The following is a 14,842-nucleotide window of genomic DNA, read 5'->3' as shown; positions in this document are numbered from 1 at the left end:
TCGTCTGATGTTCAAGGAATGGCTCTTCACCGGCCACTATTAAGAAGCCTCGTCAGCAATGACGAGGCTTTTTTGCATTTGGAGTCTGGACTAGAACCTCAACAAAGCCCTAACTGGCCATCCGCAACGAAAGAGCAGGTTGCTTGCCTTGTACAGTGGTACTGCTAGTGCGGTGAGTTTGTCTTTATTTATTGATTACGCATCAACATCTCTTTTTATCTTGTCATTCCGCAAAAATATCGTGGTCAATATCACTAAATTTTTACTTATTAACTAGAATATAGTTTGGTTAAATTGTGACTTAACTCAGATCATAATCTTATTATCTGTACTTTAATAGATTTATGTTTTTTATTTGTTAATTGGTGTTTTGTTGTTTGGTGTGAATTTATATTCAAATTGAGTTCTGATTTTTTATAACTAAAAGTAGTAATTAATAACTCTGAGCCCTTATTTTTCAGCTTTTTGTTTGAGTTGAGTTTGTGGTTAGACCAATTGATCATCTAGCTGTTTTGCATATTTATTTTGCTATAGTGCTTGGTTTTTGTTCGATTTCGACTTTTTATCCTATGTTTGTTGCTTTTCTGTGAATTATTTGCCAAATTGATGACCTTATAAATTGCCGGAACACTATTCTGGCAGGAATGGATTCACTTTTCAGACAGGGCAGAAAGCTGCCAAAGCAGTAGAGGTCTGGTTAATGTCACTCTTAGAAGTTAAAAACCTTCGTATTGAATACCCTTCGCGTCATGGGGTGCATGCCGCTGTTAAATCACTCTCTTTTAATATTGAGCGTGGCGAAATCGTCGGTGTGGTTGGCGAGTCAGGTGCCGGTAAGTCGACCGTAGGTAATGCGGTTATCGATCTACTTAGTCCTCCAGGGCGTATCGCCAGTGGTGATGTGTATCTCGATGGAGAGCTTATTTCAGGCTTGAATCCTGAGCAGATGCGCAAAGTCCGCGGCTCCAAAATTGGATTTATCTTCCAAGACCCAATGACGTCGCTCAACCCACTGTTTACCGTCGAGCATCAGTTAAAAGAGACAATTCATGCCAACATGAAGGTGTCGGATGAAGAAGCTTATCAGCGCGCATTGTCACTGATGCAACAAGTGGGTATCCCTCAACCAGAAAACCGTCTCAAGCAGTACCCTCACCAGTTCTCTGGCGGCATGCGTCAGCGCGTGGTTATTGCCATCGCTTTGGCTGGCGAGCCTGATCTGATTATTGCAGACGAGCCGACGACCGCTTTGGATGTATCGATCCAAGACCAGATCCTGACTTTGATTCGCGATTTGTGTATTAAGAACAATGTCGGCTGTATGTTAGTGACCCACGATATGGGTGTCGTGTCGAACGTAACTGACCGCGTGGCGGTGATGTACCGAGGCGATTTGGTTGAGTTTGGTCCAACGGCTAAAGTGCTTGGCGACCCAGACCATACCTACACGCGCAGCTTGATCTCGGCGGTACCACGTTCCGACATGAAGCTGGACCGTTTTCCATTGGTGAGTTACATCGAAGAAGCGGCCGAGATGAAGCCGTTAGATGTTAAGAATCACTGGTTAGGGCAGAGTCAAGATGAGCGTGAATACACAGGTCCACTGCTCAATGTTGAGAACGTTAATCTTCGCTTCGTCACCAAAGACTCTCTATTTGAAAGTCGCCGCGAGTATGTTCAGGCATCAAACAATGTCAGCTTTGAAGTGTACGAAGGTGAGACGTTCGGTTTGGTGGGAGAGTCTGGTTCAGGTAAGTCGACCATTGCACGTGTGATTGCTGGCCTGTATGCGCCAGACCAAGGTCGCGTGACGTTTGAAGGTATTGACCTAACCGGCTTGAAGTCAGAGAAAGAACGTCGCCCAATGCGCCGTCAGATGCAGATGGTGTTTCAAAACCCATATACATCAATGAACCCGCGCATGAAGGTGTTTGATATCATTGCCGAGCCTATTCGTTTCCATAAGCTGACCAACAGCGAAACGGAGACACGCCAAATCGTAAATGATTTGCTCGAGCACGTGGGTTTAGGCCATATGGCTGGTCTTAAGTACCCGCATGAATTTTCTGGTGGTCAGCGTCAGCGCATCTCGATTGCTCGCGCCTTGGCGACGCGACCACGTCTGTTGATTTGTGATGAGCCAACGTCTGCATTGGATGTGTCGGTTCAGGCGCAGATCCTAAACCTACTCAAAGATTTACAAGATGAGTTAAATCTCACCATGCTGTTCATCAGTCACGACCTGCCAGTGATTCGCCAAATGTGTGATCGCGTAGGGGTGATGCAAATGGGCACTCTGTTAGAAGTGGCGCCAACCGAGCAACTGTTTAGCGCTCCACAGCACGAGTACAGCAAGCAACTTATTTCTCTGATGCCAGAATTTACCGGTTTGAGAGAAGAGGTAGTAAAAACGGCGTAAGTCGTCGATCTTACCCAGCATTTTGGGTGAATAAACAGAAGCAAACACAACAACTAGGGATAGAAAATCCCGCATAAGGAGTTATGCAATGAAAACCATGAAAAGCAAACTAGTAGTGGCTTTAATGGCAGCTGGCCTTAGCTTTGGCGCAGCAGCTGCAGATATCACCGTCGCTTATGACGCAGATCCAGTGTCTCTTGACCCGCATGAGCAATTGTCTGGCGGTACACTGCAGATGTCTCACATGGTCTTTGATCCGCTTATCCGTTTTAACCAAAAAATGGAATTTGAACCTCGCTTGGCTGAGTCTTGGGAACGTATTGATGGCGAAACCATGCACTTCAATATTCGTCAGGGTGTTAAGTTTCACTCGGGCAACATGCTGACTGCTGATGATGTGGTTTGGACGTTTAACCGTCTGAAAAACTCTCCAGACTTTAAAGGCATCTTCGGCCCAATCGCGTCAATCACTAAAGCGGGCGATTACAAAGTAGAAGTAAAAACTGACGGCGTTTACCCACTGGTTGAAAACGTGATGACTTACCTGTTCCCAATGGACAGCAAGTTCTACTCAGGTAAGACAGATGACGGCAAAGATAAAGCTGAGCTAGTTAAGCACGGTAACTCATTTGCATCGACTAACGTTTCTGGTACTGGTCCTTTCATCATCACTCAGCGCGAGCAAGGCGTGAAAGTGACGTTTGAGCGTTTCAATGATTACTGGGATAACGCATCAGGTGGTAACGTTGATACGCTAACGCTGGTTCCAATCAAAGAAGACGCGACTCGTGTTGCAGCGCTTCTGTCTGGTGATGTCGACATGATTGCACCGGTAGCACCAAACGACTACAACCGTATTGAAAAGGCAAAAGATGTAGACCTTTACACTATGCCAGGTACGCGTGTTATCACCTTCCAAATGAACCAAAACAGCAACCCTGCACTGAAAGACGTACGTGTTCGTCAGGCGATTGTCTACGCGATCAACAACGAAGGTATCACCAAGAAAGTTATGAAGGGTGCGGCAACAGCAGCAGGTCAGCAGAGCCCAGTTGGCTTCGTTGGTCATAACCCAGATCTTAAGCCTCGTTACGACCTGAAGAAAGCGAAACAGCTGATGAAGGAAGCGGGTTACGAAAATGGCTTCACGCTAACTATGATGGCGCCGAACAACCGTTACGTAAACGACGACAAGATTGCTCAAGCGACCGCCGCTATGCTGTCTAAGATTGGTATCAAAGTTGATCTGAAGACAATGCCTAAAGCGCAATACTGGCCAGAGTTCGACAAGTGTGCGGCAGACATGCTGATGATCGGTTGGCACCCAGATACTGAAGATTCAGGTAACTTCACTGAGTTCCTAGCGATGACGCGTAATGCTGAAACGGGTAAAGGTCAGTACAACTGTGGTCACTACTCTAATGCAGAAGTGGACAAGTTGATCGAAGAGACTAACAAGATGACTGACCTAGAGAAACGCAGTGCAGCTCTGAAGAAAGTTGAAGAGATCCTGTACAACGAAGCGGCGTTCGTTCCTCTACATTGGCAAGATCCTTCTTGGGCAGCGAAAGGCAACGTTGATATTGGTCCAATCATCAACGGTATGAACTTCCCTTACTTCGGCGACCTTGTTGTTAAATAAGCGCGTGTTGTAAATCGAAGTTGTGGCATCCACCATCCGGTGGATGCCCAGTTAATTTTTTGGTACTTAACTTTGTTTCAGTCGGGTTGAGTGCCATTTTTAAGACTGAAAGTTGCGAGCGATATTGATCGATTTCGCAGACTGAATTCTATGGAAAGTAAAGGGGCAAGGAATGTTTTCGTTTCTGGTCAAGCGCCTGTTTCAGGCACTGATAGTGATGTTTGTGATCAGTTTGGTGGCGTTTGCCATTCAGGACAATCTGGGTGACCCATTGCGTGAGCTGGTAGGTCAGTCGGTTTCTGAAGCAGAGCGTCAAGCTTTGCGTGATGAGTTAGGCCTTAACGATCCCTTCATTACAAAATACACTCGCTTTGTTGGCAATGCTATACAAGGTGATTTAGGTACTTCATATTTCTTCAAGCGCCCAGCGGTTGAAGTGATCTTGGACAAGTTGGTTGCCACGCTCGAGCTGGTGTTTGGTGCAACCTTGATAATTATTGTCTTCTCTATTCCTCTTGGCGTTTACTCGGCCATTCATCCCAAAAGTGTGTTCACTAAGATAGTGATGGCGGGCAGTAGTATCGGCATCTCGATTCCGGTGTTTTTGACCGCAATTATGTTGATGTATGTGTTCTCTATCGAGTTAGGTTGGCTGCCATCCTATGGGCGGGGCGAAACCGCGAATGTCTTAGGTTGGGAGTCTGGGTTCTTCACCTTAGATGGCTTAGCGCATTTGGTACTTCCATGTATCGCACTGGCTTCGATCATGCTACCGCTGTTTATTCGCTTGGTACGCTCAGAGATGCTTGAAGTATTGAGCTCGGAGTACATCAAGTTTGGTAAAGCGAAAGGTTTGGCGCTGAACAAGATCTATTACCAACACGCGCTGAAAAATACCATGTTACCGGTCCTCACCGTTGGTGGTGTACAGATTGGTACTATGGTTGCTTACACCATCTTGACTGAAACGGTTTTCCAGTGGCCAGGTACTGGCTTCCTTTTCCTTGAAGCGATTAACCGTGTGGACACCCCGCTTATCACTGCTTACGTTATTTTCGTCGGCCTGATCTTCGTTGTGACCAACACCATTGTTGATTTGCTGTACGGCATCATCAACCCAACCGTTAATTTGACAGGTAAAGGAGCATAATCATGAGTCAAACAGTGGCTGCTCCTTCTCGCTGGGAGCGTTTCAAACAATCGGATTTTCTTTATTACTTTAAGCGCGATAAGGTCGCCATGGCGAGCTTTAGCGTATTTATGTTGTTTTTGATAATGGCTTTGGCAGCGCCGGTCATTGCACCTACCGACCCTTATGATCTCTCCTCGATAGATATCCTAGACTCGGAATTGCCTCCTTCTTGGATGGAAGACGGTGATGAGCGCTTCCTGTTGGGAACGGACGAGCAGGGCCGTGATATTTTCTCGACTATTCTTTATGGTTCACGCTTATCTCTCACCATCGGTTTCTTAGCCGTTGGTTTGCAGCTGATCCTGGGGATTGTCATCGGTCTATCAGCGGGTTACTTCGGTGGCCGTATCGATAGCTTCTTGATGCGCTTTGCCGATGTGCAGCTCTCGTTTTCAACCATGATGGTTGCGATCATCGTCTCGGCCATTTTCAAGGCCAGCTTTGGTAGCGACTTCTACAGTCAGTACGCGGTGGTGATGCTGGTGGTGATCATCGGTGTTGCTGAGTGGCCGCAGTACGCGCGTACCATTCGAGCCTCGGTGTTGGCGGAGAAGAAAAAAGAGTATGTTGAGGCTGCACGCGTGATGGGCTTTAAAGCGCCACGTATCATGTTCCGTCACATACTGCCTAACTGTCTGTCACCGATTTTGGTTATCTCAACGGTACAGGTGGCAAACGCCATTATGTCAGAGGCGGCACTTTCTTTCCTAGGCTTAGGCCTGCCTGTTGACCAGCCATCGTTGGGCGCGCTGATCAGTATCGGCTTTAACTACATCTTCTCAGGTGCTTGGTGGATTACCGCCTTCCCAGGTGTGGTGTTGGTCACATTGGTACTGGTGATCAACTTGCTAGGTGACTGGTTACGAGATGTATTTAACCCCAAAATTTACAAAGGGTGATCCAGCCTAGGATTTCCAGCTAAAAATCTCACTACACTAAGAGCCGTCATTCATTGCGGCTCTTTTTTTGCATTCTCAATAACGATGCGCTTTAGCGTCAATAAGATAGCGATAATAGCATCAGTGAACCAACACGGATTTAGTTTGAACAGTATGGGTATCAATATGGCGTTGAAGCCGAACAAAACGTATTGGAAGCAATGGACACTCTTAGCGGTATTGGCTGTACCATTTTGGTCACCGCTGGTGGCCGCAGAAGAATTTCTCTGTGATGCCACGCAAGCCTCGACCGAACAACTGCCTGTGCTTGATGCAAGTTGTCCAGTAGGCAACGGTTTATGGGGAAAGTCGATCCCGAAAGGCTCGCAATCGACCTTTTGGATTCAATGTGGGGTGTTTAGCCAACCTTTATCTTTACCTAAGGCAAAGCAGCTATATAAGCACATTAGTACCGATGTCTGGGCCAAACCAGAAGACAAAGCCTATCGCTGCCTCATTGGGCCGTACAATGATTTCGTCATCGCAAAGCAAGAGCTGGCCAAGATCCAGACTGAACCAGGCTACAAGCAAGCATTTATTCGTGAGGTGGTGAAAGGCGCTCCGGTGAAAGCGCCAAAACCAAAGGCGAAACCTAGTACTAAACCGGCGGCAAAGCCTAAGCCAAGTAAGCAAGCGACCACCGTCATTCCAGAGCCGGTTAAACCTCAGCCGGTAGTCGCTCCGCCACCAGAGGCTCCACAAACTCAGCCACAACCGACTGAGCGTGAGCAGGATGTAACGATACGCCTGACGACCAAGGTCGCAGGGGTGGAATACAAGGTTCCGTATGTGATGTTTAGTGACGACCAGTTCTACATGGAGCATGAGCTGCCTTGGAACCGAATGGATTACGACGGCGCGTATAAATTGTGTTCTCGCTTGGGGATGCGTATGGCCACGCAGCAGGAGTGGCAAGCATTGCTTAATTCGGGAATGATGACCAAAGCTAAATGGCCGATGCACCTGCCATACTGGGGCGCTGAACGTACGGGGTTATTCACCAGTGGCAAAGTCAATCAGCTGAAAGGCTCGTCGCTACTTAATGTGATTTGTGTGAAGTAAAAAAAGCAGGTCTGAGACCTGCTTTTTTGTTAATTTTATTTTAAAAACAACCGGTTAACGCATAGTGACAAACTCTTCTGAGCCGGTTGGGTGAATAGCAACCACTGAGTCAAAATCCGCTTTGGTTGCGCCCATCTTCATCGCGACACCAAAGCCTTGGATCATTTCATCAACCGTGAAGCCGATACCGTGTAGACCCACGACGGTCTCTTCTTCACCGGCACAAACCAGTTTCATCTTACATGGCTGGCGATGTTTAGTGACGGCGGTGTACATTGCGGTAAAGCCCGACGTATACACTTTAATGTTTTCTTTGCCGTACTTCTCTTCAGCTTCCTGAGTTGTCAGGCCAATAGTACCGATAGGTGGATGGCTAAATACCACGGTAGGCACTAGGTTGTAGTCCATCTTCGCGTTAGGTTTATTGTTAAACAGGCGCTCAGATAGCTGACGACCTGCTTTAACTGCGACAGGAGTAAGTTCGATGCCCCCTTCCATAATATCGCCCACACAGTAGATGCCTGGCACGTTGGTTTGCTGGAACTCATCCACTTTGATGTAACCCGCTTGGTTGGTTTCGACACCGGTTGAAGCAAGGTTAATTGCGTCAGTCGCCGGGTGACGGCCAATCGCCCAGATTAATTGGTCAACGTTTTGTGTGTTGCCGTTTTCAAGGTGTAGCGTTAGGCTTCCATCGGCTTCTTTCACCACTTGTTTTGGAATCGAGTGAGTGTGCAGTTTCGGCCCTTCAGCTTCCATCACTTCAACTAAGGTTTCGATGATCATAGGGTCGAAGCTACGCAGTGGTGACTCTTTACGGCAGAACAGATGTGTTTCAGTGCCTAAGGCATTCAATACACCTGCAATTTCTACAGCGATGTAGCCCGCACCAATCACCGCGACACGTTTTGGCTGTTCGTTCAGCTCAAAGAAGCCGTTGGAGTCAATGCCGTATTCAGCCCCAGGAATGTTTGGAATGGTTGGACGTCCACCGACAGCGATTAAGATATGGTCTGCGGTGTAATGCTCACCGTTTACTTCTACCGTTTTAGCATCAACAAACTTAGCAAAGCCTTTGATCACCTGAACCTTATTGTTACCAAGAACACGGTCGTAAGATTGGTGGATACGGCCAATGTATGCCTGACGACTCTCAACCAGTTTGCTCCAGTCGAAGCCTTTCACGTCGACGTCGAAGCCGTAATCTTCAGCGTAGAGGTTCATCGCTTCAGCGATTTGCGCGCCATGCCACATCACTTTTTTCGGTACACAACCCACGTTAACGCAGGTACCGCCAAGGTCTTGTGCTTCGATGAGGGCTACTTTTGCGCCGTACATAGCTGCACGGTTTGCCGATGCGATGCCGCCTGAGCCGCCACCGATACAGAGGTAATCAAAATGAGTCGCCATTACTTTCTCCGAGCTGATTAATTTTTTGAATGCGTTATAGAGTATATCGGGATGAGTGAGAGTAAACTCAATCCGTTACTATGCTTTGCTGCTACTTATCATAAATCGACAACGCACTATTTCCCAATGAGAAAAAGTGCGCAGGATTATGACAAATAGCGATAAAGCCAAGCGTTAAGTTCTAGGCTGGATTACTCTGGAACAATCCATTCTACGTTAAAGTGACCAGTCGCCGGGGCGATGGCTTGTTTTAAGAACGGTAGTATCTCGTTCATTTGGCTTTCGAGTTTCCACGGCGGGTTAATGACTATCATGCCCGATGCTGTCATACCGCGCTCGTTGTTATCCGGTGCGACGCCGAGCTCAATTTGTAAGATTTTACGAATGCCGAGCCCTTGTAAGCCTTCAATCATGTCTTCAATATCGCAGCGGTTAACCACAGGGTACCAGATGGCGTAGATGCCGGTCGCCCAGCGTTTGTAGCTCTGGTAAATCGCTTGAACCACATCTCGATACTCTTTGGCCAGCTCATAGGGCGGGTCAATCAGTACCAAGCCACGGCGCTCTTTGGGCGGCAAGCTGGCTTTCAAACGCTTAAACCCGTCTTCCTTAAAAATGCTGACTTGGCGATCTCGGTGGAACTCTTGCTCCAGCAACGGGTAGTCGCTGGGGTGAAGCTCGGTGAGCACCATGCGATCTTGGCGACGCAACTGAGCGCGGGCGACCCGAGGTGATCCCGGGTAATAACGGAGCGTATCACCGTTATTGAGTGCCTTAACTGCATCGAGGTAGCTTTCCAACGCAGCTGGAATAGGCTGTTGCTGCCACACCCGGGCGATGCCTTGTTTGTATTCACCCGTTTTCTCCGACCATTCATGAGTCAGGTCGTAACGACCAACGCCTGAATGGGTATCGTGGTAAACAAAAGGCTTATCTTTTTGTTTCAAAGCGTCGAGGATCAGGCTTTGAACAATGTGTTTAATCACATCGGCATGGTTGCCGGCATGAAAGCTGTGGCGATAACTTAACAAAATGACACTCTCATATGGGGAGGCAAACAAAATAGGCTTTAGTATATACCCAAATGCACCCAAGAGGCAGGCTTGAGCCATTTGGCTGAGCGGTGTTGGCTTGGGGTAAAGATAACGCCAACTATTGAAAAATCGTGAACCTACCTATATTTACTAGTAAAGCCACGATAAATTTGTACGGCGAACGCTCGGTTCGCATCGCCAATAAAAGGAATGTTTATGTCTAATCCACTTCTTAGCTTTACTGATTTGCCACCGTTTTCGCAAATTCAGCCAGAGCATGTCAAGCCAGCGGTAGAGCAGGCGATAGCAGACTGTCGGGCCAAGATTGAGCAGGTGCTCGATGGTAATGACCAACCCACTTGGGACAACTTAGTCGCGCCAATTGAAGAAGTGGATGACAAGCTGAGCCGTCTTTGGTCGCCTGTCAGCCATATGAACTCTGTGGTCAACAGTGATGAGCTGCGCGAAGCGTACGAGAGTTGCCTACCGCTATTGTCTGAGTACGGTACTTGGGTTGGTCAGCACAAAGGGCTGTTTGAGGCATACAAATCGATCAAAGCGAGCGAGGCATTTGCTAGCCTGACGCGTGCCCAACAAAAAACCATCAATGACGCATTGCGCGACTTTGAGTTGTCGGGCATTGGCCTCCCTGCCGATCAGCAGCATCGTTATGGTGAAATCAGCAAACGCATGTCGGAGCTGGGCTCTAAGTTTTCGAATAATGTTTTGGATGCCACCATGGGTTGGACTAAACACATTACCGATGAAGCTGAGTTAGCCGGCATGCCAGAATCGGCGTTGGCGGCAGCGAAAGCGGCGGCCGAAGCGAAGCAACTGGATGGCTACCTGCTGACATTGGATATCCCATCTTACTTACCCGTGATGACCTATTGTGATAACCAATCGCTGCGCAAAGAGTTGTACGAGGCGTATGTGACTCGCGCATCGGATCGCGGTCCCAAAGCGGGTGAATGGGACAACACTGAGATCATCAATGAGCAATTAAAACTGCGCTACGAAGTGGCTCGTATGCTCGGTTTCAATACCTTTAGCGAAAAATCGCTCGCCACTAAGATGGCCGAGAGCCCTTCGCAAGTGTTGGGTTTCCTCAATGATTTAGCCAGCAAAGCCAAACCGCAAGGTGAGCGAGAAGTCGAAGAGCTGCGCCAATTTGCCAAAGCAGAATTTGGTGTTGAGGCGCTTAACTTGTGGGACATCGCTTACTACAGCGAAAAACAGAAGCAGCACCTGTTCCAAATCTCGGATGAAGAGCTGCGCCCTTATTTCCCTGAAGCCAAAGTGGTAAGTGGCTTATTTGAAGTTCTCAATCGTGTGTTTGGTATGAGTGTCAAAGAGCGTGAGGGTGTGGACACTTGGCATGAGTCGGTGCGTTTCTTTGATATTTTTGATGCGGATGAAAATCTGCGCGGCAGTTTCTATCTCGACTTGTATGCGCGTGAGCACAAGCGAGGTGGCGCGTGGATGGATGAGTGCCGGGTGCGCCGCATCAATGCCTCGGGTGAGTTGCAAACGCCTGTGGCGTACCTCACCTGTAACTTCAACCGCCCTGTTGGTGATAAGCCGGCGTTATTTACTCATGATGAGGTAGTGACCCTGTTCCACGAATTTGGTCATGGCATTCATCACATGTTGACTCAAGTGGATGTGGGTGCGGTATCGGGCATTAATGGTGTGCCTTGGGATGCGGTAGAACTACCGAGCCAGTTCTTGGAGAACTGGTGTTGGGAAGAAGAGGCGCTTGCGTTTATTTCCGGCCACTACCAGACGGGCGAGCCATTGCCGAAAGAGATGTTAGATAAGATGCTCGCGGCGAAGAACTTCCAATCAGCGATGTTTATTCTTCGCCAATTGGAGTTTGGTCTGTTTGACTTTACCTTGCACACTGAATTCGACCCAGACATTGGCCCACGCGTATTAGAAACGCTCGCAGATGTGAAAGCCAAAGTTGCGGTATTGCCTAGCCTTGAGTGGAACCGATTCTCGCATAGTTTTAGTCATATCTTTGCGGGTGGATATAGCGCAGGTTACTACAGCTACCTATGGGCTGAAGTGCTCTCTTCGGATGCGTTTTCGAGTTTCGAAGAGGAAGGGATTTTCAACCGCGATACTGGCCAACGTTTCTTGAATAACATTCTAGAGATGGGTGGAAGTGAAGAGCCGATGGAACTGTTTAAGCGTTTCCGTGGACGTGAGCCACAAATTGATGCGCTTTTGCGCCACTCGGGCATTGCTGCTTAACCCAGAAACTGATTGTTATCTCAATAATTTATCGCCCCGCTACTGTAGCGGGGCTTTTTTTGGTTACTATGTCGGTGACACTGATAAGGAGAGAGTAGTATGACTTTTAAGATGGGGGCACTGGTTGCAGTTGCCTTTGGTCTAGCGCTAACAGGATGCGCAGAACTGAAACAGGCAGGGACGGACATTGGCCATGCTACCCGTGATGCGGGGACGGCGATCGGCCATGCGGCACGTGACACCACCAGAGCGATTGGCCATGCATCACGAGATGCGGTGACATCGGTCAAAGAAGATTTGAGTGATTAGTCGGCCAACTGATTGCGTAGCCATTTATCTAATGACACAACACCCGCTCCCCAGATAGTGCTTATCAACAACATTAAACCCCACAACTGATGGTCGTAGAAGCCTTGCTCCCACAGCGCAGGATAAGAAACCACCGCGATGATATTGAAAGCAAATAACAAGATGGCGACAGGTCGAGTGAAAAGCCCAAGTGTGAGAAAAACCGGCAGGCACAACTCTGCGGCAGTAGCTAGATAAGCGGCGAATCGCCAAGGTAAAAATGGAACTTGATACTCATACTCAAACAGGTACAAGGTACTGTCCCAGGTGGCAATTTTAGTCAGTCCTGCATTAAAAAATACCCAAGCTACCCAGCATCGACATAACAGTAACAGCAGTGGCACTAAGCTCTGCTGGAGAGTGCTTACTAGCTGGTCATAGCGACTTAGCCAAGCATTGATTGAATAAGACATAGTGTGTTCCTAGTTTACTGCTCAAGGGTGAAACCCGAGAGCATTTCAAGTTGGTTGAGTCGGTCGAGACACGCAAGTAGCGACGGCGCGACATCGCCGAGTAAGGTTTGGGCTTGGAGCTGCTTGAGTAGTGTGTACTCGTTTTCCGACAGCGTGCTGCTCCAGACACCGCAATGGGCTTGATAGGCCATCACCCCTTGTTCTGCTTGATTAAGGTCTAGAGCAGAAAAGTCGTTGTGTTGGATAGCTCGTCGCAGTGAGAATAACGCGTAACAGGAGGAAAACCCGACCACACTAGCGTGAAGATGCACTCTTATCTGCCCCTGTAAAGCTGGGGGAATTTGACTCAATGAGTCTAAAGGACGAAGTTCGCTCGGCGCTGCTGTTTGATTGTGTTGCTGGATGGCTCTATCCATCGCCCACTCAAAATGAGCCACTTCAGCGCTGTAGGGGGCGGCTTCTACGAGGGCAGGAAACTGAGTCAAGGTATCGGAAAATCCGCGTCCATAATGACTGACGTCACCCGATGTGAGAGGGTGTTGCAACACATGCCGGCGAGCAACCTGGGCAAAACACTCTTCTCCCCATAGTGCGAGTAACATCGGGTAGGTGGCTTGCAATACTTCGCTCAAACTGATGATAAAGTTGTTGCGATAAATCTGCAGTCGCTGCTCGGCACTAAAGTCATCGCTGACAATATCGCATTGCTCCGCGTTGGCTTGGTAATGCAGCGCGGCGTTGAAGCTGGACTGCAGCTGGGCAAGACTGGGTGGGTGACTCATGAGGCCTGCCTATTTTGATGTTGGTGTAAGTAATCACTCGCTTTCTCTGCCTCGGCGAGCAGAACGGTCGGCGCTGGAATGTCTATGTCCCACTCAATCAGGGTATGACGTGCTCCGTTTCGCTCCAACCAATAGTCGAACAGTTGCCAAACCGCATCACTGACTGGTTGACTGTGAGTATCAATCCATATTTCGCCTTGCTCTAGCGCTTTGACCGTAAATCCAGCCAAGTGAATCTCGTCTACCGCGTGAGCGGGGATGGCATCAAGATAGTGGTAAGGGTCAAAGCCATGATTGAATGCGGAAACATGGATATTATTTAGGTCAAGTAGCAAACGGCACTCGGTACGCTGTTGTACTTCACGTAAAAACGCCCACTCGCTGATGGTGGAATGCTGATAGCGTAAATAACTGGATGGATTTTCGATCAAAAGGGGGCGTTTAAGCGCATCTTGCACTTCCAGCACATTACGACAGAAAACTGTTAACGCTTCTTCGGTGTAGGGAAGCGGCAGCAAGTCATTGAAGTAGTGGCCGCCATTTTGACTCCAACTGAGATGGTCTGAAATCAACAATGGATCGAGCTCGTCGACTAAATGCTGTAATTGGGTTAGATGGTGGCGATTGACCCGCTCGACACTACCAAGTGAAAGGCCAATGCCGTGACAGCTGATTTGATAATGATTGGCGAGTTCTCGTAACTGATGGCGTGCATCTGAGTTGGGTTGAAAGTAGTTTTCGCTGTGGATTTCAAGCCAGCTCAACGAAGTGGGCTGCTGGGTAAAAAAATCCAGGTGCGGAGTTCTCAATCCAACGCCAACCTGTTGATGAAAATGGGTCACGGTACGCTCCTTGTCGGCGAAATGAAAAGCGATCTGGATGAGCTCAGATCGCCAAACAGTGTCGGGTTATGATGATTGAGTGCTACCGCCGGAGAGTTTGCCGCACAAGCCTTTTGGTACCACCACAAAGGCATCGGATTGGTTATCTTGTTTTGCTGTTCCGGCACATGAGCTGGTTTTGGTCGCACAATCGTTTTTGCCCGCTTTCGCCACGCCGTAGCATTTCTCTTTTTCTGCAGCAACGGCAGGTGCCGCTGTCAATAGGGTTCCGCCTAGAGCAATAAGGCCAGTTATCGCGGTGGTCACAGCAAGGTTAGACTTTTTCATAATAGATTCCTCTGAATGGGTTGCTTTACTTATATCGGCAAACTGCTGGTTAAAAATCCAACGGCTTGCTTACCCAATAGGAGCGAAGTCGGTAGAGAAAACTTTCATCAAAATTATCTTTCTTCGAATATTTGTTGGCTTTTTAAATGTAAGGCAATGAAAAATAGAGCAATT

13 protein-coding genes are annotated in these 14,842 nt (G+C 48.2%); 7 read left to right on the top strand and 6 right to left on the bottom strand.

Translation table 11 applies throughout. The features are described 5' to 3' along the window. Positions 1-700 precede the first annotated feature (700 nt). From MTO69_RS13170 to MTO69_RS13150, 5 genes are all read left to right on the top strand, one after another. Positions 701-2,419 carry a dipeptide ABC transporter ATP-binding protein gene (locus MTO69_RS13170; protein WP_248329861.1) on the top strand — a complete coding sequence of 573 codons (1,719 nt, stop codon included), beginning with the start codon at positions 701-703 and terminating at the stop codon, positions 2,417-2,419. A gap of 88 nt (positions 2,420-2,507) precedes the next feature. Beyond that, positions 2,508-4,061 carry an ABC transporter substrate-binding protein gene (locus MTO69_RS13165; RefSeq protein ID WP_248329859.1) on the top strand — a complete coding sequence of 518 codons (1,554 nt, stop codon included), beginning with the start codon at positions 2,508-2,510 and terminating at the stop codon, positions 4,059-4,061. A gap of 172 nt (positions 4,062-4,233) precedes the next feature. Next, positions 4,234-5,211, top strand: a complete 978-nt coding sequence (locus MTO69_RS13160) for an ABC transporter permease (protein WP_248329857.1) — start codon at positions 4,234-4,236, stop codon at positions 5,209-5,211. Positions 5,212-5,213: 2 nt separating this feature from the next. Further along, complete coding sequence (locus MTO69_RS13155) at positions 5,214-6,152, top strand: ABC transporter permease (RefSeq protein ID WP_248329844.1); 939 nt, start codon at positions 5,214-5,216, stop codon at positions 6,150-6,152. 153 nt (positions 6,153-6,305) lie between these two features. Beyond that, positions 6,306-7,253, top strand: coding sequence for an SPOR domain-containing protein (locus MTO69_RS13150; protein ID WP_248329842.1), 948 nt, complete (start codon positions 6,306-6,308; stop codon positions 7,251-7,253). A gap of 54 nt (positions 7,254-7,307) precedes the next feature. Here MTO69_RS13150 and gorA read toward each other — a convergent pair whose 3' ends face one another. Together gorA and MTO69_RS13140 are read right to left on the bottom strand one after the other, a co-directional pair. Continuing rightward, entirely contained in the window at positions 7,308-8,663 is a 1,356-nt protein-coding gene (gene gorA, locus MTO69_RS13145) for a glutathione-disulfide reductase (protein WP_248329840.1), read from the bottom strand. Positions 8,664-8,854: 191 nt separating this feature from the next. Beyond that, entirely contained in the window at positions 8,855-9,694 is an 840-nt protein-coding gene (locus MTO69_RS13140) for a 23S rRNA (adenine(2030)-N(6))-methyltransferase RlmJ (protein ID WP_248329838.1), read from the bottom strand. A gap of 219 nt (positions 9,695-9,913) precedes the next feature. Between MTO69_RS13140 and prlC the strand changes: the two genes are divergently transcribed. Together prlC and MTO69_RS13130 are read left to right on the top strand one after the other, a co-directional pair. Beyond that, a complete protein-coding gene (gene prlC / locus MTO69_RS13135; RefSeq protein ID WP_248329836.1) occupies positions 9,914-11,956 on the top strand; it encodes an oligopeptidase A in 2,043 nt (680 codons plus the stop codon). Between the two features lie 99 nt (positions 11,957-12,055). Continuing rightward, a complete protein-coding gene (locus tag MTO69_RS13130) occupies positions 12,056-12,265 on the top strand; it encodes a hypothetical protein (RefSeq protein WP_248329835.1) in 210 nt (69 codons plus the stop codon). On the opposite strand, the gene MTO69_RS13125 is transcribed toward MTO69_RS13130, so the two are convergent. From MTO69_RS13125 to MTO69_RS13110, 4 genes are all read right to left on the bottom strand, one after another. Next, on the bottom strand, positions 12,262-12,717 hold the full coding sequence (locus tag MTO69_RS13125) for a DoxX family protein (RefSeq protein ID WP_248329833.1): 456 nt from the start codon (positions 12,715-12,717) through the stop codon (positions 12,262-12,264). The genes MTO69_RS13130 and MTO69_RS13125 overlap by 4 nt on opposite strands. A gap of 14 nt (positions 12,718-12,731) precedes the next feature. After that, entirely contained in the window at positions 12,732-13,499 is a 768-nt protein-coding gene (locus tag MTO69_RS13120; RefSeq protein WP_248329831.1) for an HvfC/BufC N-terminal domain-containing protein, read from the bottom strand. Further along, on the bottom strand, positions 13,496-14,341 hold the full coding sequence (bufB, locus tag MTO69_RS13115; protein WP_248329829.1) for an MNIO family bufferin maturase: 846 nt from the start codon (positions 14,339-14,341) through the stop codon (positions 13,496-13,498). The genes MTO69_RS13120 and bufB overlap by 4 nt, the downstream gene beginning before the upstream one ends. Positions 14,342-14,407: 66 nt before the next feature. Then, a complete protein-coding gene (locus MTO69_RS13110) occupies positions 14,408-14,668 on the bottom strand; it encodes a BufA1 family periplasmic bufferin-type metallophore (RefSeq protein ID WP_248329827.1) in 261 nt (86 codons plus the stop codon). Positions 14,669-14,842 lie beyond the last annotated feature (174 nt).

It is taken from the genome of Vibrio sinaloensis (assembly GCF_023195835.1).
GTDB lineage: Bacteria > Pseudomonadota > Gammaproteobacteria > Enterobacterales > Vibrionaceae > Vibrio > Vibrio sinaloensis_C.
Note: the sequence above shows the minus strand (reverse complement) of the source record. Positions and strands in the feature narration are given on the sequence as shown.

Excerpts from the sequence above, each read along its gene's own strand:
- MTO69_RS13170 (WP_248329861.1), top strand. The coding sequence starts at position 701 with ATGTCACTCTTAGAAGTTAAAAACCTTCGTATTGAATACCCTTCGCGT.
- MTO69_RS13165 (WP_248329859.1), top strand. The coding sequence starts at position 2,508 with ATGAAAACCATGAAAAGCAAACTAGTAGTGGCTTTAATGGCAGCTGGC.
- MTO69_RS13160 (WP_248329857.1), top strand. The coding sequence starts at position 4,234 with ATGTTTTCGTTTCTGGTCAAGCGCCTGTTTCAGGCACTGATAGTGATG.
- MTO69_RS13155 (WP_248329844.1), top strand. The coding sequence starts at position 5,214 with ATGAGTCAAACAGTGGCTGCTCCTTCTCGCTGGGAGCGTTTCAAACAA.
- MTO69_RS13150 (WP_248329842.1), top strand. The coding sequence starts at position 6,306 with ATGGGTATCAATATGGCGTTGAAGCCGAACAAAACGTATTGGAAGCAA.
- gorA (WP_248329840.1), bottom strand. The coding sequence starts at position 8,663 with ATGGCGACTCATTTTGATTACCTCTGTATCGGTGGCGGCTCAGGCGGC.
- prlC (WP_248329836.1), top strand. The coding sequence starts at position 9,914 with ATGTCTAATCCACTTCTTAGCTTTACTGATTTGCCACCGTTTTCGCAA.
- MTO69_RS13130 (WP_248329835.1), top strand. The coding sequence starts at position 12,056 with ATGACTTTTAAGATGGGGGCACTGGTTGCAGTTGCCTTTGGTCTAGCG.
- MTO69_RS13125 (WP_248329833.1), bottom strand. The coding sequence starts at position 12,717 with ATGTCTTATTCAATCAATGCTTGGCTAAGTCGCTATGACCAGCTAGTA.
- MTO69_RS13120 (WP_248329831.1), bottom strand. The coding sequence starts at position 13,499 with ATGAGTCACCCACCCAGTCTTGCCCAGCTGCAGTCCAGCTTCAACGCC.
- MTO69_RS13110 (WP_248329827.1), bottom strand. The coding sequence starts at position 14,668 with ATGAAAAAGTCTAACCTTGCTGTGACCACCGCGATAACTGGCCTTATT.